The sequence below is a fragment of the Mesorhizobium neociceri genome, assembly GCF_013520985.1.
Taxonomy (GTDB): domain Bacteria; phylum Pseudomonadota; class Alphaproteobacteria; order Rhizobiales; family Rhizobiaceae; genus Mesorhizobium; species Mesorhizobium neociceri.
This window is the reverse complement of sequence record NZ_JACDTY010000021.1, coordinates 59,920-80,006: the sequence shown is the minus strand read 5'-3', so window position 1 is coordinate 80,006 and position 20,087 is coordinate 59,920. Positions and strand designations below refer to the sequence as shown.

Here is a 20,087-nt window from a genome sequence, read left to right as displayed (position 1 = left end):
ACATCGCAGGCAATGCAATCGCAACCCCATATCCTCGTCGTCGACGACGACCGCGAGATCAGGACGCTGCTCGGGCGCTATCTCGACGGCCAGGGCTTTCGCGTTTCGATGGCGGCGGACCGCCGCGAATGCGAACAGAAGCTCGGCGCCGGCCAATTCGACCTGATCGTGCTCGACGTCATGCTGCCCGATGGCTCCGGGCTTGATATCTGCCGGGGACTGCGCGACCGCAAACCGCATATTCCGATCATCCTGCTGACGGCGCTGAAAGAGGATGTCGACCGCATCATCGGCCTGGAACTCGGCGCAGACGACTATATCGGCAAGCCGTTCAACCCGCGTGAGCTCACCGCCCGCATCCGCGCCGTGCTGCGTCGGGCAGCACCTGAGGAGTTTGCGGCACCGCGCGCGCGCATCTACCGCTTCGCCAGCTACACTCTGGAGCCAGACATCCGCAAGGTGACGGATGCGGAAGGGGTTCCCGTCGATCTGACCGGCGCCGAATTCGACCTCTTGCAGGTGTTTCTCGATCGGCCCGGCCGGCTGTTGTCGCGCGACCAACTGCTCGATCTCACCCAAGGCCGCGAACGCGATCCGCTCGACCGATCCGTCGACGTCTTGATGAGCCGGCTGCGCCGCAAGTTTGCCGAGACCGGTGAGGAACCGCTGTTCAAGACGGTGCGCAATGGCGGCTACCAGCTCACCACCCGCGTCGAGACGGCGGAGACCGAGGCATGAATTCGCTGCGCCGGCGCCTGATCATCCTGCTGGTCGCTTCGATCGTCGGCGTGGTTGGCCTGGCTACCACCGCCGTGATCAGCGTGCGCGGCGGCGGGCCGCCACCGGAACTGACCGTGCCCTGGATTGCGCAGCAGATGGAACTTGTGGTGCGGCTGCTGCCCGGTCCTGTCCCTGATGTGCTGAACGTGCAGTTCACCGATCATCCCGCCGGCGGCAAGGTCGCCCGTGCCGAGACGGCGATGCTCAACGACATACTGCGCCGCCGGGGCTTCGACCTCCCAGCCATCGTCAGCGAGAAGGCGGACGAACCTGGCCAGCTCGCATCGGTGCAGTTGCCGGATGGTCGCTGGGCGATCATGGAGGTGCCGCACGTCAAGCCGCCAAGGCGCGAATGGCTGGTTCTGGCCGGTTGGATCTCGCTCATCGTCGCCGGCGCCACGGCAGTGTCCGTCTATTTCACCTCCGTGTTGATCCGGCCGCTGGAAATGCTGGAGGCCGCCGTCTCCAAGATCGGCTCGGACGGCGTGCTGGCGTCGGTGCCGGAAGTGGGGTCGGCCGAGGTCAAGGCGACCGCACATGCGCTGAACCAGCTCTCCGCCCGGCTGAAAACGGCGATGGAAAGCCGCATGCGGCTCGTCGCCGCCGCCGGCCATGATCTGCGCACGCCGATGACGCGCATGCGGCTGCGCGCCGAATTCCTCGACGACGACCGTGAAAAATGGCTGCACGACCTCGACGAACTCGACCGCATCGCCGACAGCGCGATCCGGCTGGTGCGCGAGGAGGTCAACCAGGACGCGGTCGAACCGGTCGACCTGGAAAGGCTGGTCCGCGACATCGCGGCCGAGATGCGATCGCTCGGACATCAGGTTTCCGCCGACCGTCTCGACAAGGTCTCGGTGCGGGCAGGGGCGTTGGGCCTGCGCCGGGCGTTGCGCAATCTGATCGTCAACGCCGCCACGCACGGCAAGGGTTGCAGCGTTTCGCTCACCGCTACCGACGGCCGTGCGGTCTTGGCAATCGCCGATCATGGCCCCGGCATTCCAACGGAATTGCTCAACAAGGCGTTCGAGCCGTTCTTCCGCGTCAACCCCGCCCGCTGGCAGTCGATCCCAGGTGCCGGCCTGGGCTTGGCCATCGCCAAGGAAATCGTCGAGCGCTATGGCGGAACCATCACGCTGGAAAACTTGTCCGGCGGCGGGCTTTTGCAGACGGTGGTGTTCAAGGCGGTTTAGCGCGCGGCATTAGCCTTTCGGCAATCCTGTGCCGGGTGGGTCCGAATCGGCTATGCCTGCGCCATGCAGGAAACGTCTCTCTACGCCCCGGTGAAGCGGTTTCTTGAGAGCCTGGAATTCACGGTAAAGGGCGAAATCGGCAATTGCGATATCGTGGCGGTGCGCGATGGCGAGCCACCGGTGCTGGTCATTTGCGAACTGAAACTGCAGTTCAATCTGGAACTCGTGCTGCAAGGCGTCGATCGCGCCGCGGCCTGCGACGAGGTGTGGCTTGCGGCGCGCATGTCGGCGCGCGGCAAGGGCCGTGAACACGACCGCCGTTTTCGCGCGCTCTGCCGGCGGCTCGGCTTCGGGCTTTTGGCCGTCAGCGGCAAGGGCGAGGTCGAACTGCTGCTCAGCCCAGCCGCCTTGGCGCCGCGCCGTGACCCGAAGCGACGCTCGCGGCTGATGGAGGAACACCGGCGAAGGCGCGGCGATCCGGTGGTCGGCGGCGGTTCGCGCGCGCCGATCATGACCGCCTACCGGCAGGATGCGCTGGCCTGCGCCGCCGCCATGACCGATGGCCCGAAACGCCCGCGCGATCTGAAAACGATTTCGCCACGCGCGGCCAGCATCCTCTTGGACAATGTGTATGGATGGTTCGCCAGGGCCGAGCGCGGGGTCTATGCGCTGACCGAGGGTGGTCATGCGGCGTTGCAGCGCTGGCCGCAGGTGGCGCACGACCAGGGGTAAGGATTTTTCGCAGTGCCTCAGCGTTACTCCTTGGCGGCGCTCAACCGCCGGTAGGAGACGCCATCGAAACTTGCCGTCACAAAGTCGGTGGCCGACATCTTTCGTTTGCGGCCGTCGCTGCAGCTGTAGAGCGGCCAACCGACATCGCTGCATTCGCTGGCGGCGCAAAAGCGGGCAAGGCAATTTCCGACGGTCACCCGGAAGCCGCCAGTGCCTGCAAAACCCTGCAGCAGGCTGCCGTCCGCCGCGCGCCATGTCCGCGCCCGGAATTCCGCTCGCAAGGACCATGGCTCGAGCGGGACTGCCAGGCCGGTCTGGCTGGCGCGTCCCGCAAGGTTCAGCCGGCTGCGCGCCATCCCCGTCGTATAGGCGGTGATGAGATCCGATCCGCCGGCATAGGCGGGGGCTATGCTGGTGTGATCAAGCACATGCGAGATTTTCTCGCCTGCCGCTGCCGGCTGTACCAAGATCGCCGTCAGGGCGAGGAAGCAGGCTTGCAGCCCATTCCAGCCGCCGGCCTGCCACCGGTCCGCCTGCGATGTCTCCCAAGCCCGCATCCTGCCGATCCCACCCGTGGCGTCCGCCACAATCCGCCGTCATCGATGAAGGCACAATGACGGCTGGACCTTGACATCCGCCGGTAAAGACGGCGTTGCCAAACGTAGGGCGGATGCATCACGGGAGGAATGCTTGTTCGTCGGTTTCTATTCCAGGCCCTTGGCGCGATCCCAGGCACATGGCAAGCGGTTGCTTAGGATAGGTCGAAAAATGGCCGACGCCAGGGGATACCTTGGGTGGGCAGGCGCCGGCCAAAAGGCGGGTAAGGTCCGCCGCTTGGAAAGCGTAGCCGAGTCGCCCGCGTGCCCTTATGGTGATCGCGTAAGTCAGCCGCTGGCCGGCAGCATAGCACCGAGACCGCAAGGACAAGGACTCCGGGACGGGTGGCAAATCCAGTTGAGATAAGTCGGTGCCCGAAGCTTTAGGACGATGGATCAGGAAAGAATTCTAGCCGCAGTCCTCTTAGCCGATGTGGTGGGCAGCACGCCGCTCTATGAGCGCATCGGCGACGATGCCGCTCTGAAGCAGGTCTCGGATTGCCTAGACGCGATACGCGAGATCGCCGTCCGGCACGGCGGTGATTTCATACACTCGAAGGGCGATGATGTGCTTAGCCTGTTCGAGAGGCCAGAGGCGGCGCTGAGGGCCGTCCGTCAAATTAGCAGCCAACTGACGAAAGGGTCGCTGACCACCCGGATCGGATTGCACTTCGGGGCGGTTATTCGCACGCGAGGCGAAGTATTCGGCGACGTTGTCAATGTCACCGCAAGGTTGTCCACCACGGCCAACCCGGGGGAGGTGCTGATCAGCCAGAGCTTCTTCGAAGCCCTTTCCTCAGGGGACCGCAGTGCCTTGCGGCTTCTCGACAAAATGCCCTTCAAGGGGAAGGAAGAGCCCTTCGACGTCTATACCTTGGGTAGCGACGATGGGGCCCTCACTACGCAGATCGGCAGCCGGGGCACCATTATCGATAGGCGGTTCGCCCCGGCTAGGCACATCAATCTGGTCATCCACTATGGAGATCAGTTGCGATCTTGCCGCAACAACGAATTCGTGACCATCGGCCGATCTCCTGAATGCAATATTGTCGTCCCGCGGCCCTGGGTCTCAAGGCACCACGCGACCTTCACCATTTCGAACGGCAGGGCGGGTCTTGTTGAGCGAAGTTCGTCGGGCACATTTGTGTCGACTGGACCCGACCATGAAGTGTTCGTGCGCCGTGAATCCATTCTCCTGTTCGGCTCCGGCGTCATCTCGCCTGGACGGAGGTCGTCCCTCAGCGACGCTCAGCTCCTTACCTACGAAATTATCTCAGGCTGACGCGGCGGCGCCTGTTCCGCTGGGGAGTCCAGGATGCCGGCTGATGCTGCTCACTTGACCTGTTCGATCTCCGGAGCAGGCGTCTGGTTTGTCGCGGGAGCCGGCGTGCAAGCTTGCCCCTTGCACTCCTCGACGTGGTCCTCGGCCGGCGGCAGGCAATTTTGCCCTTCGCAATGAACCGGCGGCTGCTCTGGCGTCACTGCGCCGTTGGATGGAACAGGCTTATCTTCCGCGTGAACGACCGATAGTCCTGCCAGGCCGACGATGGCCGTGCACAAAAACGCTGTTCGCAGCAAGTTCATTCCCGACCTCCACGGCTGAGAGCGAATGGAACTTACACTTTCGAACAGACGCCGACATACCGTCACCCGCGAACGACGTTAACAGCGCGTTTCCACCCCTGGTGAAATTCAGCGATTGTCTTGCGGCTGTCTATTGGACAAGCTACCGGGATGTGACGCGTCGGTAGGGGGTGGCTTGTGTGGCTTCGTAACCTAGGCGGCGCGCCGTTGGGGGATTTGGAGACCCGGGCGGGCTCGACGAGGGTCCACGGCGGTCACAATGGTGTGGTGGTGATCGCAGTAGACACGATCCGGCGAAGTTGCCCCTGCACAAAAACGGTAGCCGCCAGGTACTGACGGGTCTTCGCTCACCGGGAAGCGGCACTGATGGACGCCGAGTTGAATGAGGGGGACGTCTCTCGAAGTTAGTCTGACATTTTGAGGCATGATGGTTTTGAGGTTCCTTGGTTCACAGCCATTGCTGGCTGACAGCCGCAATGCGACCCGTCGGGCTAGCTTCTCTCATTTTGGAGGGCTTTGGATCAGCATATGGTGCTGGTCGCACCATCAATGAACCCCGACGCCCTGCTTTTGAAGCCAATAGTTTGCGACTCAAGGTCACACCTGCGCCGACGCGGAGATGCATTTCGGGTCCGAAGACATCAGATCATAATCAAGTCATTGAAAGATCTGGTACGCCCAAGGGGAATCGAACCCCTGTTACCGCCGTGAAAGGGCGGTGTCCTAACCGCTAGACGATGGGCGCGCTCAGACGAAGCGGCTTATAATTGCGTTGTTGCCAACCGGCAACCCATCAGCCGCCAGATGCGACAACTTTTTTCAAGAGGGGCAAGAACGGCGGTTTTCGGTGAGCCAGGCGTGGGTTTCTGATCTTATCATCGCACGCCTTCGGAGATTAGCCGGAACGCCCCTAGCAATCGTCATCCACGGGCGGAGCAAGGAGCGTAGCGACGCGGCGCAGACCCGAGGATCCATGCCGCGACCTCCGAGCCTTGCCACGCTGCAGAGTCTGCACCGCTGCGGTCTGCGGCCGAGGTCCCGGCATGGATCCTTGGGTCTGCGCTCCGCTTCGCGTCGCTACGCCCAAGGATGACGAAGTCGGGGAGGCTTCGGCTAATCTCGAACGTAGCTGATTGCTAGCCGGAAGGAACGGCGGGCTGCTGACAGCCCGTCGGCCGCATGGAGGCGCTTAGCCGCGTCGGCGGCAGCGCCAGTTCCAGTCGCGCTCGGGGCCGACGTCGACGTGGACGGATTCGGTGTGGCAGTAGGTGCCGACGCCGCCACGGCCGGGCATGGTCCTGATGTAGCTCGCCAGTTCCCATTTGGAGACGCCGGGCACCTGGATGTCGGCGGCGGCGCAATACATGTGCAGCGAATTCTTGGCGCCGTTGGCGCGGCGGTTGCGGGCCGGGTCGCGATAGCCTGAGGTGACTGTCATCTTGCGGCCGTAATGGCCTTCGATCGTCTTCAGCACACGCACCAGCGACGGCTTCAGGCAGGCGACGTCGACGCTTTCGTTCTGCTTCAACAGGCCGTTGGGCGCCAGCCGGGCGAGGCCGGCGGCGGAGGCCACCTGATAGGCGCCGCCCGAGCCTTCGTCCTCGTTCAGATCGACGTCGCTTTCGTCGTCGATGCCGGATTTGCGCTTGATCTCGAACAGCGCCGTCTGGCGCACGCCGGGCAGCGCGTCGCTGCCGGTGATGTGGTTGCTGCTGTCATCGCCGAGCGAGGCCAGCTGCACCGGCTTGTCGGCCGAACTGGCAGAGGCCAGCGTGACGATCGGCTTTGCCGGAGCCGGCTTGGGCTGGGCCGTAACCGCAGGCTGTTCGCCCGAGCGGGAGTTGATCAGCGGAGAGGGTGCAGCCGAAGCCGGTGCTGTGCTGAACAGCGAAGCGAGGAAGCCCTTCTTCGGCGCGTCGACCTGCTGGGGCGCGGCGGCCGTCACGTAGACCTCGTTGGCAGGTGCTGCGGCGGTCGGTTGCGGTGCGGTCACGCCGGCATCGGCTGTAGCAATCTTCTGCGCCACGTCATCCGTTGCGGCCGCCGTCTGTGCCGGCTGCTGCAGCGACTGCGGCGTCTGGCCGGCGATGGTTTCGGAGCCGGCGGCTACGGTGATGGGGAAGCTGGTGCCGGGCTTGGCTATCGGCACATAGGCGACCTGTTCCGGCAGCGTAGCATCGCCCGCTGCCGTCATCATCATTTGCGGCCCTGTCGATGTGACCTGCGCGGTCGAATCGGATGTTGTTGTCGTACCGGAAGCTGCGGCAATGTCAGAAGCGGTGGCGTTGTAGCCGGGCATGCCGACCGACATTGTCGGGTCGCCGGCGGAGGTGCAGGACGCCAGAAGCACGGAGAAAAGCGCTGCCGCTATAGTGCGACCCTCTCTCCCCGCGAGACGCGATCCTACTGATTTCAAAACTAAATTCCCCCTCGGTGTCCGGTCGGCTGCTATTGGTGCGGCGTCGAAACGTTCACGTCCAATAACCTTGTGTTCCCAAACCGGAAACGAGACTTGTGTCAATTCTGCAAGCCTCTGAATTAATCGTTCGTTGGAGGCGAATTGAGGCTTCTTAATGGTTGACGACACCATTTCGCCCCGTTTTGCCGGCCCGTCAACTCACCAGACATTACAGTCCGTTACACACGCACCTTGACATAGGTGCCGGGGGCATCACCCAGGGTTTTCATATGCTTGCCCGGTTTGCGGGCCGGAACGAGGGCGTCGTCCTGGGTCTCGATCCAGTGCTGCCAGTGCGTCCACCAGGAGCCGGGATGCTCCACCGCCGCGGTGAACCACTGGCCAAAATCGCCCACCGGCTTGCCGCCGGTCCAGTACTGGTACTTCTTGGCCGCCGGCGGATTGACGACACCGGCGATGTGACCGGAACCGGCCATGACATACTCGACGTCGCCGCCGAAATATTGCGAGCCGAGAAACACCGACAGCGCCGGCGCGATGTGATCTTCCTTCGACGCAAGGTTGTAGACCGGGATGGTGACGTCGGCGAGCGACACAATGCGGCCAGCAAGCTCCATCACGCCGCGCGTGAGATTGTTCTCGAGATAGCAGTTGCGCAGATAGAAGGAATGGTTGGCTGCCGCCATGCGGGTGGAATCGGCGTTCCAGTAAAGCAGGTCGAAGGGCAGCGGATCCTTGCCGCGCATGTAATTGTTGATGACATAGGGCCAGATCAGGTCGCCCGAGCGCAGCATGTTGAAGGCGGTCGCCATCTTGGTGCCGTCGAGATAGCCCTTTTCGTTCATCGACTTTTCGACCGCCGCCACCTGGTCCTCGTCGACGAACACTTTCAGGTCACCGGCATGGGTGAAGTCGACCTGCGTGGTGAAGAAGGTCGCCGATTTGATGCGGTTGTCGCCTTCCTGCGCCAGGAGCGCGAGGGCGGCCGCCAAAAGCGTGCCGCCGACGCAGTAGCCGATGGCGTTGACCTCTTTCTCGCCGGTGGCTTTCTCGACCGTGTCGAGGCCGTATTGCAGACCTTCCCTGATATAGGCCTCCCAGCCCTTGGCGCCGTGGCGCTCGTCGGGGTTGATCCACGAAATGACGAAGACGGTGTGGCCTTGCTCGATCGCCCAGCGGATGAAGGATTTCTGCGGGTTGAGATCGAGGATGTAGTATTTGTTGATCCAGGGCGGGCAGATCAGCAGGGGCCGCTTGAGCACCGTTTCGGTCATCGGATCGTACTGGATGATCTCGGCGACATCGCTGCGGCCGACCACTTTGCCGGGTGACATCGCGACATTCTTGCCGATCTCGAAGGGCGAATAGTCGGCCTGCCTCAGCTTCAGGTCGCCCTTGCCGGCAGCGATGTCCTCGGCCAGCATCTTCATGCCGCGCACCAGGTTTTCGCCATTCGAGGCGACGGTTTCGCGAAACAGCTCCGGATTGGTCAGGATGAAGTTCGACGGCGAGATGGCGTTGGACACCTGCTTGACGTAGAAGCTGGCCTTGTGGCGGGTGTGGTCGTCGAGGCCTTCAGCGTGCTCGACCAGGTCGGCTGCCCAGCGCGAGGTGACGAGATAGGCCTGTTTGAGGAAATCGAAGAACGCGTTGCGGCCCCATTCGGGGTCCTGAAAACGCTTGTCGCCACGCTCGGGCTTGACCGCATCGTCCGGCGCTTCGGCATTCGAGCTGACCTTCTGGATGGCGTTGCCCCAGACCGTCATGTAGCCGGCGAACAGCCGCGTCTGCGCTTCCAGCGCGCGCTGCGGGTCGGCCAGCCAGTATTCGCTGAGCTTGGAAAAGGTTTTGACCATGTCGACGACGGGCTCGGCAACGTGATCGCGCACCTCGCCCTTTTCGCGCGGCTCGGCCCAGGCGGAGGCCGCTTTGCCGGCCTGTTCGACCATGCGCGCCATGTTCAACGCGAAGCGTTCCGGGTCTTTCACCAGATATTGCTCGACGGTCGAAGATTGATCATCTTCCGCTTTGCTCGAATCAGGTGTTTTGGACATGGCTCGCGGGGTTCCTCCCGAGGCGTTTTCTTGACATATTATCATGGGACATCTGACCGGGTCCAATGCGCTGTACCCCGGCTGCCAGGAAAACAATATGACGATTAACACCGGCAAGACCAATTTTTCGGGGGCAGGCCGCTTTTGCCGCATCGCGGTTGCGATCGCCTGTCTGGCGCCAGGGCTGTTGGCGGCTGGCGGTTGCACGAGCGCCAACACCGGCAACGGGATGGATGTCGGCCTGACCCAGGGCGCCCAGGACACCGGCTCCTATCCCAATCTCAACATCCCGCCACAAGTGGCGGCAAAGCAGCTCACGCCTGAGGAGAGCAAGGCCAAGCTTGACCAGTTGAAAGCCGAGCAGCAGGCGCAGGCGGGCAAAGGCGGCGGTGTCCAGTCCGCCAGCCCGGCGGCGCTGAACTCGCTGGCGAAGAACCACGGCAACGATACGCTGAAGCAGATCGAGGCCAAATGCGACCCCGCCCTCGACCCTACCTGCAAATAGGGCTATATGGCGCGCCGAAAGCCGCCTTTTCCAAGGTCCGCTTAGCCACTCTGCCAAAGCCAATTCTAATCGTCTGGAACTGACATGGAAGAATTTCACAAGGTCCGCCGGCTTCCGCCTTATGTGTTCGAGCAGGTCAACCGGCTGAAGGCCAGTGCCCGCTCGCGCGGCGCCGACATTATCGACCTTGGCATGGGCAATCCGGACCTGCCGACGCCGAAGGCGATCGTCGACAAATTGTGCGAAGTGGTGCGCGATCCGCGCACGCATCGCTATTCCTCCTCGCGTGGCATTCCTGGCCTGCGCCGCGCCCAGGCCGCCTATTATCAGCGCCGCTTCGGCGTGAAGCTCAATCCGGACACGCAAGTGGTGGCCACGCTCGGCTCGAAGGAAGGCTTCGCCAACATGGCGCAGGCAATCACCGCGCCCGGCGACGTGATCCTGTGCCCCAACCCGACCTATCCGATCCACGCCTTCGGCTTCATCATGTCGGGCGGCGTCATCCGTTCGCTTCAGGTCGAGCCGGATGACGGGTTCATTCCGGCGCTAGAGCGCGGTGTCCGTCACTCGATCCCGAAGCCGCTGGCACTGATCCTCAACTATCCGTCGAACCCGACGGCGCTGGTCGCCTCGCTCGATTTTTACAAGGACGTCGTTGCCTTCGCCAAGAAGAACGACATCATCATCCTGTCGGACCTCGCTTATTCGGAGATTTATTTCGACGGCAATCCGCCGCCTTCGGTGCTGCAGGTGCCTGGCGCCATCGATGTCTGCGTCGAGTTCACTTCGATGTCGAAGACCTTTTCCATGCCCGGCTGGCGCATGGGCTTTGCCGTCGGCAATGAGCGGCTGATCTCGGCGCTGACCCGGGTCAAATCCTATCTCGACTACGGCGCTTTCACGCCGATCCAGGTGGCGGCGGCTCATGCGCTCAACGGCGACGGCGCCGACATCGCCGAAGTGCGCGAGGTCTATCTGAAGCGCCGCGACGTCATGGTCGACGCCTTCAGCCGCGCCGGCTGGACCATTCCCGCACCGGCGGCCTCGATGTTTGCCTGGGCGCCGATCCCGGAGCCGTTCAAGCATCTCGGCTCGCTCGAATTTTCCAAGCTCCTGATCGAGCACGCCGACGTGGCGGTGGCGCCGGGCATCGGCTTCGGCGAGCATGGCGACGACCATGTGCGCATCGCGCTGGTCGAAAACGAGCACCGGATCCGGCAGGCGGCGCGCAACATCAAGCGCTTCCTGGCGTCCAGCGCCAAGCAGCCGAACAATGTGGTGCCGCTCGCCGCGCATCGCTAAGGCCGCACATCTTATTTGAGCAGAGTTTTGAGGGGCGTCGCCGGACATGGCTGAAGCGTTGCGTGTTGGAATTGCGGGTCTTGGCACTGTCGGCGCCTCGGTGGCGCGCGTGCTGCGCGACAAGGCGGCCGAACTGACGCGCCAATGCGGCCGCGATGTTGTGGTCACGACTGTTTCGGCCCGCGACCCCAAACGCGATCGCGGCGTCGATCTCGGCGCCGCCAAATGGTTCGACGATGCGGTCAAGATGGCGCAGACCGCCGACATCGACGTCTTCGTCGAACTGATCGGCGGCGACGAGGGGCCGGCGCGCTCGTCGGTGAAGGCAGCACTGGAGGCCGGACGCCATGTCGTCACGGCCAACAAGGCGCTGCTGGCCAAGCATGGCGTGGCGCTTGCCGAAATCGCCGAGAAGAAGGGCGTGCTGCTCAATTACGAAGCGGCGGTGGCCGGCGGCATCCCCGTCATCAAGACGATGCGCGAGGCGATGGCCGGTAATTCCGTTACTCGCGTGTTCGGCATCCTCAACGGCACCTGCAACTACATCCTGACCCGCATGGAAGCCGAGGGCATCTCATTCGACGAGTGCCTGAAGGACGCGCAGCGGCTGGGCTATGCCGAAGCCGATCCGACCTTCGACATCGAGGGCCATGACACGGCGCACAAATTGTCGATCCTGACCAGCCTCGCCTTCGGCACCAGGATCGCCGCCAACGACATCTACATGGAAGGCATTTCCAACATCAGCCAGGCCGACATCCGCGCCGCCGCCGACCTTGGCTACCGCATCAAGCTGCTCGGCGTCGCTCAGCGCACCGACAGCGGCATCGAGCAGCGCGTGCACCCGACCATGGTGCCGACGGCCTCGGTGATCGCGCAGGTGCACGGCGTGACCAATGCGGTCGCTATCGAAACCGACATTCTCGGCGAGCTTCTGCTCTCTGGTCCCGGCGCCGGTGGCAACGCCACCGCCTCGGCGGTGGTCGGCGATATCGCCGACATCGCCAAGAGCCGGCCGGGCTTCCAGCATGGTCCGGTGTTCGGCCTGCCGGCCAAGGAATTGCGTCCCTACAAGAAGGCGCAGATGCGCAGCCATGCCGGCGGTTATTTCATCCGGCTGACCGTGCACGACCGCATCGGCGTGTTTGCCGCGATAGCCAAGCGCATGGCCGACAACGACATTTCGCTGGAATCGATCGTCCAGCACGCGGCCGGACCGGAAACCGATGCGCAAAAGACGGTGATCCTGGTCACCCACGAGACCACGGAAGCCGCCGTGCGCAAGGCCGTCGACGGCATCACCAAGGACGGCCATCTCACCGACAAGCCGCAGGTCATCCGCATCGAGCGGGCTGGGTAAGAGAAGTCATCTTTCTCGTTCAATCGATTGATATTGCTGCGATTTCAAAAAATTGACGCGGCAAGTCTTGCCCTTGTCATGGAGCTTTGACACAAGAAGCGCGCCCCTGGCGGAGGCGCGTCGTGAACGAGGATTTCTCCCGATGAATGTGGCCCAGAACATTGTCGCCGGTCTCGACCGGATACTCACCATGGAAGTTGTGCGCGTCACCGAGCGCGCCGCTGTCGCGGCCGCCAGATTGCGCGGACGCGGCGATGAAAAAGCCGCCGACCAGGCCGCCGTCGACGCCATGCGGCAGGAGCTTAATCGCCTCGCCATCAAGGGCACGGTGGTGATCGGCGAGGGCGAGCGCGACGAGGCGCCGATGCTCTATATCGGCGAAGAAGTCGGCAGCGGCATCGGTCCGGCGGTCGATATCGCGCTCGATCCGCTTGAAGGCACGACGATCTGCGCCAAGAACTTGCCCAATGCGCTGGCCGTCATCGCCATTGCCGAAAAGGGCAGCCTGTTGTTTGCGCCTGACGTCTACATGGACAAGATCGCCATCGGCCCGGGCTACGATGAAGGCGTCATCGACATCGATGCCTCGCCGGCTGAAAACATCGCCAGCCTGGCCAAGGCCAAGGGCGTCGCCGTTTCTGAAATCACCGCCTGCATCCTCGATCGGCCGCGCCACGAAAGGCTGATCGAGGCGGTGCGCGCCACCGGAGCTGCAATCCGGCTGATCGGCGACGGCGATGTCGCCGGCGTCATCCACACCACCGATCCGGAAGAGACCGGCATCGACATCTATCTCGGCACCGGCGGCGCGCCGGAAGGCGTGCTGGCGGCGGCGGCACTGCGCTGCACCGGTGGCCAGATGCAGGGCCGGCTGATCCTCGACACACAGGAAAAGGTGGCGCGCGCGGCCAAAATGGGCATTGCCGATCCGAAACGGATCTATCGCGCCGAGGACATGGCGCGCGGCGATGTGCTGTTTGCAGCGACCGGCGTCACCGACGGCAACATGCTGGCCGGCGTCAAGTTCGGCAGCAACTACATCACCACGCACACCATCGTGCTGCGCTCGTCGTCGCGCACTGTGCGCGAGATCAAGGCGCGTCACCAGGATCTGGAAAAGTTTTGAGACTTTCCTGTTTAGCCGTCGCATATTGCCGGAAATGACAATTTGCAGACGACGCGTCCTATGACGGGCGACAAACGCCTCTTCCTCGATGTCAGGCAGTCGGCGACCGGTGTTTCCTGGGAACACCGGTTGAGCGAGCGGCAGGATATGACGGCGCTTGCCATCGCGCAGGGCCATGGCGTGCCCGACATCGTCGCGCGTGTGCTCGCCGGGCGCGGCGTCACCGCCGATCAGGCCGAGCGCTTCCTCGATCCGACCATCCGCGACCTGTTGCCGGATCCGGCCTCGCTGACCGACATGGACAAGGCAGCGACCCGTATTGCCGAAGCGGTAATGCGCAAGGAGAAGGTGGCGATCTTCGGCGACTACGATGTCGACGGAGCCGCCTCGTCGGCGCTGCTCAAACGCTTCCTGACGCATTTCTCCGTGCCGTCCGAAATCTACATTCCGGACCGTATCTTCGAGGGGTATGGCCCCAATCCGGAGGCTATGCGCGATTTGGTCTCGCGCGGTGCGACCCTGATTGTCACTGTCGATTGCGGCACCAACAGCGCCGTCGCCATCGACGCCGCCAAGGCCGCCGGCGCTGATGTGGTGGTGCTCGACCACCATCAGGTCGGCGGCGCGCTGCCGGAGGCGATCGCGGTCGTCAATCCTAACCGCGAGGATGATCTGTCGGGACAGGGCCATCTGTGCGCGGCCGGTGTCGTCTTTCTCGCCCTGGTGCAGACGGCGAGAATTTTACGCAACCGCTTACCCGACGCCGCGCAGCCGGACCTGTTGTCGCTGCTCGACCTGGCAGCGCTGGCCACCGTCTGCGACGTGGTACCGCTTATCGGCGTCAACCGTGCCTTCGTGGTCAAGGGGCTGCAGATGGCGCGCCAGCAGAAGAATGAGGGGCTGGCAGCCTTGGCGCGGGTGTCGCGCATCGGCGAGCCGATCAGCACCTTTCATCTCGCTTATTTGATCGGACCGCGCATCAATGCCGGTGGGCGCATCGGCGATGCAGCTCTCGGCAGCCGGCTGCTCGCCACCGACGATCCGGTCGAGGCCGGCACAATTGCCGAGACGCTCGACCGGCTTAACCAGGAACGCCAGCAGATGGAACTGGAGATGCTGGCCGCGGCGCGCGCCGAGGCCGATGCCGAGCTTGCCGGCGGCAGCGGCCCGGCCGTCATCGTCACCGCCAGCACCAGCTGGCATCCGGGCATTGTCGGGCTAATCGCCTCGCGATTGAAGGACCATGCGCGCCGGCCGGCCTTTGCCATCGCCTTCAACGCCAATGGCATCGGCACCGGCTCGGGCCGTTCGGTGTCGGGCTTCGACCTCGGGCGGCTGGTGCGCGAAGCCGCCGATGCCGGGCTGATCGTCAAGGGCGGCGGCCATGGCATGGCGGCCGGCATCACTGTGGAGCGCGCAAAGCTTGGAGAACTGAGGGCCTTCTTCGAGGAGCGCGCGGCGGCCGAAGTGTTCCGGCTGCAGGATGAGGAAAGCCTGGCCGTAGACGGCGCGCTTGCGGCCGAAGGCGCGACGCTCGCTCTGCTCGATGCGCTGGAAAAGGCCGGCCCTTTCGGCGCCGGCCATGTCGCACCGGTGTTCGCGCTGCCGCGTCATCGGTTGGCCGACGCGCGGGCGGTCGGCACCAACCACATCCGCGCCGATCTGCAGTCGGAAAGCGGCGGCCGCATCCAGGCCATCGCCTTTCGCGCCGTTGATACCGCGCTCGGCGAATTCCTGTTCAAGAACCGCGGCAAGACGATCCATGTCGCCGGTTCGCTGTCGGGTAATTACTGGAACGGCAATCGCACGGTGCAGTTTCGCATCACCGATGCGGCAAAGGCCTGAGATCGCCGAATTAAGCCAGAACCGTCTGCAGCCGCTTCAACTCGCCGATTTGCGCCATCGTCGCCTGGTAGCCGAGGCTGATGGCCTCGTCGGCGCGGTGGAATTCGGTCAGGCCGATATGGCTGAGCTTCGGCTGCAGCGACATGTCGGGCGGATCGCCGGCGAGCCTGGCGCGCGAAATGCGGTCCTGGATGATGTTGAAGGCCTCGACCATGACGCCGGTGACGCCGAGACGGCTCTGGTGCGCCTGGTGGTCAGGGGCGGCCTGGCCTGGCCGAGGCGCATCCTTCTCGATGAGCAGTTCCCCGGCGCTGTGCTTGATGACGGCGGCGCGGCCGAACAGATCGTAGTGAAGGTTGACCGCGACAACCAGCGGCTGCTCGTAGGCGCGGCAGACCGAGACCGGAACGGGGTTGACCAGCGCGCCGTCGACCAGGATGCGGCCGTTGCAATTCACCGGCTCGAACACACCGGGCAGCGCATAGGAAGCGCGCATGGCGGTGATGAGCGAGCCGCTCGACAGCCAGATTTCATGGCCGGTGCGGATTTCCGCGCCAACGGCGACGAAGGGTTTCGTCAGGTCCTCGAAGCGGATGCCGGCCATGTGCTCGCGCAGCCTAGCGTCCAGTTTCATGCCGCCGAACAGGCCGCTGCCGCGCAGATTGAGATCGAGCAGGCCGAAGATGCGGCGCTTGGTCAGGCTGCGGGCGAACTCCTCGAGCTCGTCCAGCTTGCCGGCGAGATAGCAGCCGCCGACCAGCGCGCCGATCGAGGTGCCGGCGATCATCGAGACTTCGATGCCGGCCTCGTCGAGCGCGCGCAGGACGCCGATATGTGCCCAGCCGCGTGCGCAGCCGCCGCCCAGCGCGAGCGAAATGCCTGTCTTGCCCGCAGGTTGCGGGTCAGGCATGCCGCCGGACGATGAGGGGCCATTGGCCTCCCGCATGTCTGGTCTGTTACGCAATGACGCCCATTCGAGCATCATGATCTCCCTTGTCCCGCGTCCGTTCTACAGGAAGGACGTTTGAGAATAGTGAATATGAGTGGTTTGCGACTGTTGAATGGTTCACGCTGGCTTCCGATACGTCTTTTCCGCATCGAACAGCGGCGTGCTACCATCGTCGGCAAGCGTTGCTTTGCCGTCGTTCAGCCCCACAGTCCGATAAAAGCATGAACGCCGGCCGGTGTGACAGGTTGCGTCGTGGCCCAACACTTTCACGCGAAGCCATATGGCGTCCTGATCACAATCCGTGAGCATCTCGACGACGGTCTGAAGATTGCCTGATGTTTCGCCCTTCTTCCACAGTGCGTTGCGCGAGCGCGACCAGTAATGTGCAATGCCGGTCTCCAGCGTCAGCGCCAGGGCCTGCGTATTCATATGCGCGACCATCAGCAGCATGCCGTCAGCGGCGTCGGTGACCACGACGGTGACGAGGCCGCTGGCATCGAAGCGCGGTGAAAACACCGCGCCTTCTTCCAGAGCCTTCTTGTCCGATGGAGCCTTGGGAAACTGTAGTGCCGACATCGCCGGTCCTTGATCTAGCGATGTCGACGAGGGGCCTCGAGGCCGCGCACCATGGTGACGAAACGGACCTGTTCCTCGGGCGTGTCCTTGAACACGCCGGTGAAGGTCGAGGTCAGCGTGGTTGAGCCCTGCTTGCGGATGCCGCGCATGGCCATGCACATATGCTCGGCCTCGATCATGACGGCGACGCCGCGCGGGTTGAGCACGTCCTGGATGACGCCGGCGATCTGCGCGGTCATGGCCTCCTGCGTCTGCAGGCGATGGGCAAAGATATCGACGACGCGGGCGATCTTGGACAAGCCGACGACCTTGCCGTCCGGCAGATAGCCGACATGCGCCTTGCCGATGATCGGCACCATGTGGTGCTCGCAATGCGAATGGAACTGGATGTCCCTGACGATGACGAGGTCGTCATAGCCGGCGACCTCCTCGAAGGTGCGGCCAAGTTCTTCGGCCGGGCACATGTCGTAGCCGTTGAACATTTCGAGGAAGGACTTGGTGACGCGCTTGGGCGTGTCGATCAGGCCCTCGCGGTTCGGATTGTCGCCGGTCCAGCGCAACAGCGTGCGCACGGCAGCCTCGACCTCGGCTTCGCTCGGCCTGTCGGTGACCGGCTTGTCCAGATAGTCGGAAGGGGGCATGATTTTCTTGATGACGGCATCCATAAAGGCGTCTCCCGTAGTTCCTCTCTCAGGAGGAACGAGTTGAACGGACCACGACCTTTCGGGTGCTGAAAACTCGCCCTGTTTCCAGCCCGCAAGCGGCGTGAACGAAATGGGCAAGGACGGTGGCTTTGCGTTGCCTTGTCGATACCCGACTGCCAGCATTATATATGGTCGTGCCCGGCGAATGAAAGACGCTACAGCGGCAATCGCTGTTCGCTTGGCGGCGACGGATTGGAAAAATATGATTGACGATGTCTACAATGCGAAAATTCTGGGTTTTGCCGGAAACATCGCACGCATCGGCCGGCTCGATCATCCAGATGCGAGCGCCAGGGCTCATTCCAAATTGTGCGGTTCGACGGTAACCGTCGACCTCAAGATGGATGACGGCGTCGTCACCGATTTCGCCCATGACGTAAAAGCCTGCGCGCTCGGCCAGGCCTCGTCCTCGATCATGGCTCGGCATGTCATTGGCGCCAGCGCCGACGAATTGCGCGCGGTGCGCGACGCCATGCTGAAGATGCTGAAGGAAAACGGCGCGCCGCCGCAAGGCCGCTTTGCCGATTTGAAATATCTGGAGCCGGTGCGCGACTATAAGGCGCGCCATGCCTCGACCATGCTGACCTTCGATGCGGTCGTCGATGCGATCGGCCAGATCGAGAAGAAACGCGCCGAACAGGCGGCTTGACCCTATCCGTCCAGAGCCCGTCTGCTCTCGGCAAATTCGCTTCTCACCCAGTCGGCAAAAGCCTTGGCCGGTTCCGGCAGGTCCTTCAAACTCCGGGCGACCAGCCAGTAAGCGCCGGATGCGACGTCGATGTCGAATGGCTTGATCAGCGCGCCGGAGGCAATCTCCTCGCCGATCTGCAATAGGTCGCCCAGCGCCACGCCGTGGCCGAGCAGGGCTGCCTGCTTCGACAGCGACACATCCGCCAGCATCGGGCCGCGCGCCGGAATGGCGTCGGCGGCCACGCCGGCGGCCTCGAACCAGCGCGCCCAGCCCTGACGGTTTTCCTCGTGCAACAGCGTGTAGCGGGCAAGGTCGAGCGGCTTGTCGAGGGCAGGGCCTGACGCCAGCAAGGCCGGAGACAGGACCGGTGAATCGACGGTCGAGGCAAGCCATTCGGCCTCGCTGCGCGGCCATGAGGTGGCGCGCGCGCTGAAGCGCAGGGCAAGTTCGGGCTGATCGCTGCGGAACTCGATCGGCCTTGGGTCGACTTCGAGGGAAACATCGATATCGGGCCGCAACTGGCTGAAGCGATTGAGCCGCGGTAACAGCCATACCGAGGCCAGCGACGGCTCGACGCTGACGCGAACCACCGACTGCGCCGGGGCCGCCACCAAGTCCGAGAGCAGCCTGTCGATGTCGTCGAAGCTCCTGACCAGTTGATCGAGCAGGCGCTGGCCGGCCTCGGTCAGTTCGACACGGCGGTGATGGCGGTGGAACAAGGGCTGGCGCAGGAACTGCTCAAGCTCGCGGATCTGCCGGCTGATGGCGGCCTGCGAGACGAACAGCTCCTCGGCAGCCCGGCTAAAACTCAGTTGCCGGCCGGCTGCCTCGAAACTTCGCAACGCTGTCAGAGGCAGCCGCCCGCGCTTCATTCGCATAACCCAAAGTTATCCGAAACGGAAATTATACTCGTTTGAAGGCGATGGCCAGTGGGCGTCTAATCCGCTCTCAAAGGAGACACGGACATGATCCAGTTTCTGGAAATCTTTGGCGATGTGATGCGGATCGCGACGTTTCAATGGCGCAGCGACAGGCGGCATGACCCGTGCCGCGAGGAGCGGCCGGCGAGCGTCAGTCGCTGGGCGACGCCGGCTGAGCGTCACCCGTTTCGCCGCTCGCGACCATGAAGCCGACAATGAGACACGTGAATGAGACACGTGAATGAGAGGGATTGCGTTTGCCTGCCGAAGCTCACATCTATCGAACTGGAAACGCAATTGAACCTGACCCCGGTTTTCGGGGCCACGTTCAGAAAGAGACCGTGGTGGGCGACCAACATCGGCATGTGCATGCCGCCGGACAGACCCAGCGCGGGCGCAACTGGCCCGGTCCTTGGCGCAGGACGCCTGGCCGCCTTTTCGGCACGTCGCTGGTGCGGCTCTACCAACTGACGCTGTCCGGCTTTGTCGGCAATTCCTGCCGGCATCTGCCGACCTGTTCCGAATACGCGCATGAGGCGATCGCCCGCCATGGGCTGTGGGCCGGCGGCTGGATGGGCCTTTTCCGCGTGCTGCGCTGCGGGCCGTTCGGCACGCATGGCATCGACCGTGTGCCCGAGGTGCTTGCCCCGCGCTATGTCTGGTTCACACCATGGCAGTATTGGCGGATCGGCAGGAAGGGCGGCGAGGCCTGACGGTAGGCGTGGGTCTTCCGCCGACTAGGCCGGAA

21 protein-coding genes and 1 tRNA gene are annotated in these 20,087 nt (G+C 63.6%); 12 read left to right on the top strand and 10 right to left on the bottom strand.

The genetic code is table 11. The annotated features are described in order from the left end of the window. Window positions 1–12: 12 nt before the first annotated feature. The 3 genes from H0241_RS29245 to H0241_RS29235 all read left to right on the top strand — a co-directional run bounded on the left by H0241_RS29245 (window position 13) and on the right by H0241_RS29235 (window position 2,708). A complete protein-coding gene (locus tag H0241_RS29245) occupies window positions 13–738 on the top strand; it encodes a response regulator (RefSeq protein WP_181061239.1) in 726 nt (241 codons plus the stop codon). Further along, window positions 735–1,976 carry an ATP-binding protein gene (locus H0241_RS29240; protein ID WP_181061238.1) on the top strand — a complete coding sequence of 414 codons (1,242 nt, stop codon included), beginning with the start codon at window positions 735–737 and terminating at the stop codon, window positions 1,974–1,976. The genes H0241_RS29245 and H0241_RS29240 overlap by 4 nt, the downstream gene beginning before the upstream one ends. A gap of 63 nt (window positions 1,977–2,039) precedes the next feature. Next, window positions 2,040–2,708 carry a DUF2161 domain-containing phosphodiesterase gene (locus H0241_RS29235; RefSeq protein ID WP_181061237.1) on the top strand — a complete coding sequence of 223 codons (669 nt, stop codon included), beginning with the start codon at window positions 2,040–2,042 and terminating at the stop codon, window positions 2,706–2,708. Between the two features lie 23 nt (window positions 2,709–2,731). Here H0241_RS29235 and H0241_RS29230 read toward each other — a convergent pair whose 3' ends face one another. After that, complete coding sequence (locus tag H0241_RS29230; protein ID WP_235984541.1) at window positions 2,732–3,265, bottom strand: hypothetical protein; 534 nt, start codon at window positions 3,263–3,265, stop codon at window positions 2,732–2,734. A 430-nt stretch (window positions 3,266–3,695) separates the two neighbouring features. Between H0241_RS29230 and H0241_RS29225 the strand changes: the two genes are divergently transcribed. After that, window positions 3,696–4,586, top strand: coding sequence for an adenylate/guanylate cyclase domain-containing protein (locus H0241_RS29225; protein WP_181061236.1), 891 nt, complete (start codon window positions 3,696–3,698; stop codon window positions 4,584–4,586). A gap of 50 nt (window positions 4,587–4,636) precedes the next feature. Here H0241_RS29225 and H0241_RS29220 read toward each other — a convergent pair whose 3' ends face one another. The 5 genes from H0241_RS29220 to H0241_RS29200 all read right to left on the bottom strand — a co-directional run bounded on the left by H0241_RS29220 (window position 4,637) and on the right by H0241_RS29200 (window position 9,361). Continuing rightward, the gene (locus H0241_RS29220) at window positions 4,637–4,888 is read right to left on the bottom strand and encodes a hypothetical protein (protein WP_181061235.1); all 252 of its coding nucleotides are present in this window, start codon (window positions 4,886–4,888) and stop codon (window positions 4,637–4,639) included. A gap of 192 nt (window positions 4,889–5,080) precedes the next feature. Then, window positions 5,081–5,365 (bottom strand): GcrA family cell cycle regulator, encoded by a 285-nt coding sequence (locus H0241_RS36500; RefSeq protein WP_181061234.1) that lies wholly within the window; start codon window positions 5,363–5,365, stop codon window positions 5,081–5,083. 193 nt (window positions 5,366–5,558) lie between these two features. Continuing rightward, window positions 5,559–5,633 (bottom strand) — tRNA-Glu (locus H0241_RS29210). Window positions 5,634–6,077: 444 nt separating this feature from the next. Then, on the bottom strand, window positions 6,078–7,199 hold the full coding sequence (locus H0241_RS29205; RefSeq protein ID WP_235984540.1) for a YcbK family protein: 1,122 nt from the start codon (window positions 7,197–7,199) through the stop codon (window positions 6,078–6,080). 326 nt (window positions 7,200–7,525) lie between these two features. Then, window positions 7,526–9,361, bottom strand: coding sequence for a PHA/PHB synthase family protein (locus H0241_RS29200; protein ID WP_181061232.1), 1,836 nt, complete (start codon window positions 9,359–9,361; stop codon window positions 7,526–7,528). 97 nt (window positions 9,362–9,458) lie between these two features. On the opposite strand from H0241_RS29200, the gene H0241_RS29195 reads away from it, so the two are divergent. The 5 genes from H0241_RS29195 to recJ all read left to right on the top strand — a co-directional run bounded on the left by H0241_RS29195 (window position 9,459) and on the right by recJ (window position 15,499). Next, window positions 9,459–9,866 (top strand): hypothetical protein, encoded by a 408-nt coding sequence (locus tag H0241_RS29195; RefSeq protein ID WP_181061231.1) that lies wholly within the window; start codon window positions 9,459–9,461, stop codon window positions 9,864–9,866. 84 nt (window positions 9,867–9,950) lie between these two features. Continuing rightward, window positions 9,951–11,168 carry an LL-diaminopimelate aminotransferase gene (locus H0241_RS29190; RefSeq protein ID WP_023681615.1) on the top strand — a complete coding sequence of 406 codons (1,218 nt, stop codon included), beginning with the start codon at window positions 9,951–9,953 and terminating at the stop codon, window positions 11,166–11,168. A 46-nt stretch (window positions 11,169–11,214) separates the two neighbouring features. Further along, window positions 11,215–12,528, top strand: a complete 1,314-nt coding sequence (locus H0241_RS29185; RefSeq protein ID WP_181061230.1) for a homoserine dehydrogenase — start codon at window positions 11,215–11,217, stop codon at window positions 12,526–12,528. Window positions 12,529–12,670: 142 nt separating this feature from the next. Further along, window positions 12,671–13,654 (top strand): class II fructose-bisphosphatase, encoded by a 984-nt coding sequence (glpX, locus tag H0241_RS29180; RefSeq protein WP_181061229.1) that lies wholly within the window; start codon window positions 12,671–12,673, stop codon window positions 13,652–13,654. 60 nt (window positions 13,655–13,714) lie between these two features. Beyond that, on the top strand, window positions 13,715–15,499 hold the full coding sequence (recJ, locus tag H0241_RS29175) for a single-stranded-DNA-specific exonuclease RecJ (protein ID WP_181061228.1): 1,785 nt from the start codon (window positions 13,715–13,717) through the stop codon (window positions 15,497–15,499). 10 nt (window positions 15,500–15,509) lie between these two features. Here recJ and H0241_RS29170 read toward each other — a convergent pair whose 3' ends face one another. From H0241_RS29170 to folE, 3 genes are all read right to left on the bottom strand, one after another. After that, window positions 15,510–16,481 (bottom strand): patatin family protein, encoded by a 972-nt coding sequence (locus tag H0241_RS29170; RefSeq protein WP_181061227.1) that lies wholly within the window; start codon window positions 16,479–16,481, stop codon window positions 15,510–15,512. Window positions 16,482–16,565: 84 nt separating this feature from the next. Next, the gene (gene hisI / locus H0241_RS29165; RefSeq protein ID WP_181061226.1) at window positions 16,566–17,024 is read right to left on the bottom strand and encodes a phosphoribosyl-AMP cyclohydrolase; all 459 of its coding nucleotides are present in this window, start codon (window positions 17,022–17,024) and stop codon (window positions 16,566–16,568) included. A 14-nt stretch (window positions 17,025–17,038) separates the two neighbouring features. Then, entirely contained in the window at window positions 17,039–17,689 is a 651-nt protein-coding gene (gene folE, locus H0241_RS29160; RefSeq protein WP_181061225.1) for a GTP cyclohydrolase I FolE, read from the bottom strand. A gap of 241 nt (window positions 17,690–17,930) precedes the next feature. Between folE and H0241_RS29155 the strand changes: the two genes are divergently transcribed. Then, window positions 17,931–18,377 carry an iron-sulfur cluster assembly scaffold protein gene (locus tag H0241_RS29155; RefSeq protein WP_181061224.1) on the top strand — a complete coding sequence of 149 codons (447 nt, stop codon included), beginning with the start codon at window positions 17,931–17,933 and terminating at the stop codon, window positions 18,375–18,377. Between the two features lie 2 nt (window positions 18,378–18,379). Here the strand turns inward: H0241_RS29155 and H0241_RS29150 are convergent, their stop codons facing one another. Beyond that, a complete protein-coding gene (locus H0241_RS29150) occupies window positions 18,380–19,291 on the bottom strand; it encodes a LysR substrate-binding domain-containing protein (RefSeq protein WP_181061223.1) in 912 nt (303 codons plus the stop codon). A gap of 93 nt (window positions 19,292–19,384) precedes the next feature. Here H0241_RS29150 and H0241_RS29145 point away from each other — a divergent pair, with 93 nt between their 5' ends. Both H0241_RS29145 and yidD read left to right on the top strand, forming a co-directional pair. Next, complete coding sequence (locus H0241_RS29145) at window positions 19,385–19,546, top strand: hypothetical protein (RefSeq protein ID WP_181061222.1); 162 nt, start codon at window positions 19,385–19,387, stop codon at window positions 19,544–19,546. 137 nt (window positions 19,547–19,683) lie between these two features. Beyond that, window positions 19,684–20,052 (top strand): membrane protein insertion efficiency factor YidD, encoded by a 369-nt coding sequence (gene yidD, locus H0241_RS29140; protein WP_181061221.1) that lies wholly within the window; start codon window positions 19,684–19,686, stop codon window positions 20,050–20,052. Window positions 20,053–20,087: the final 35 nt, after the last annotated feature.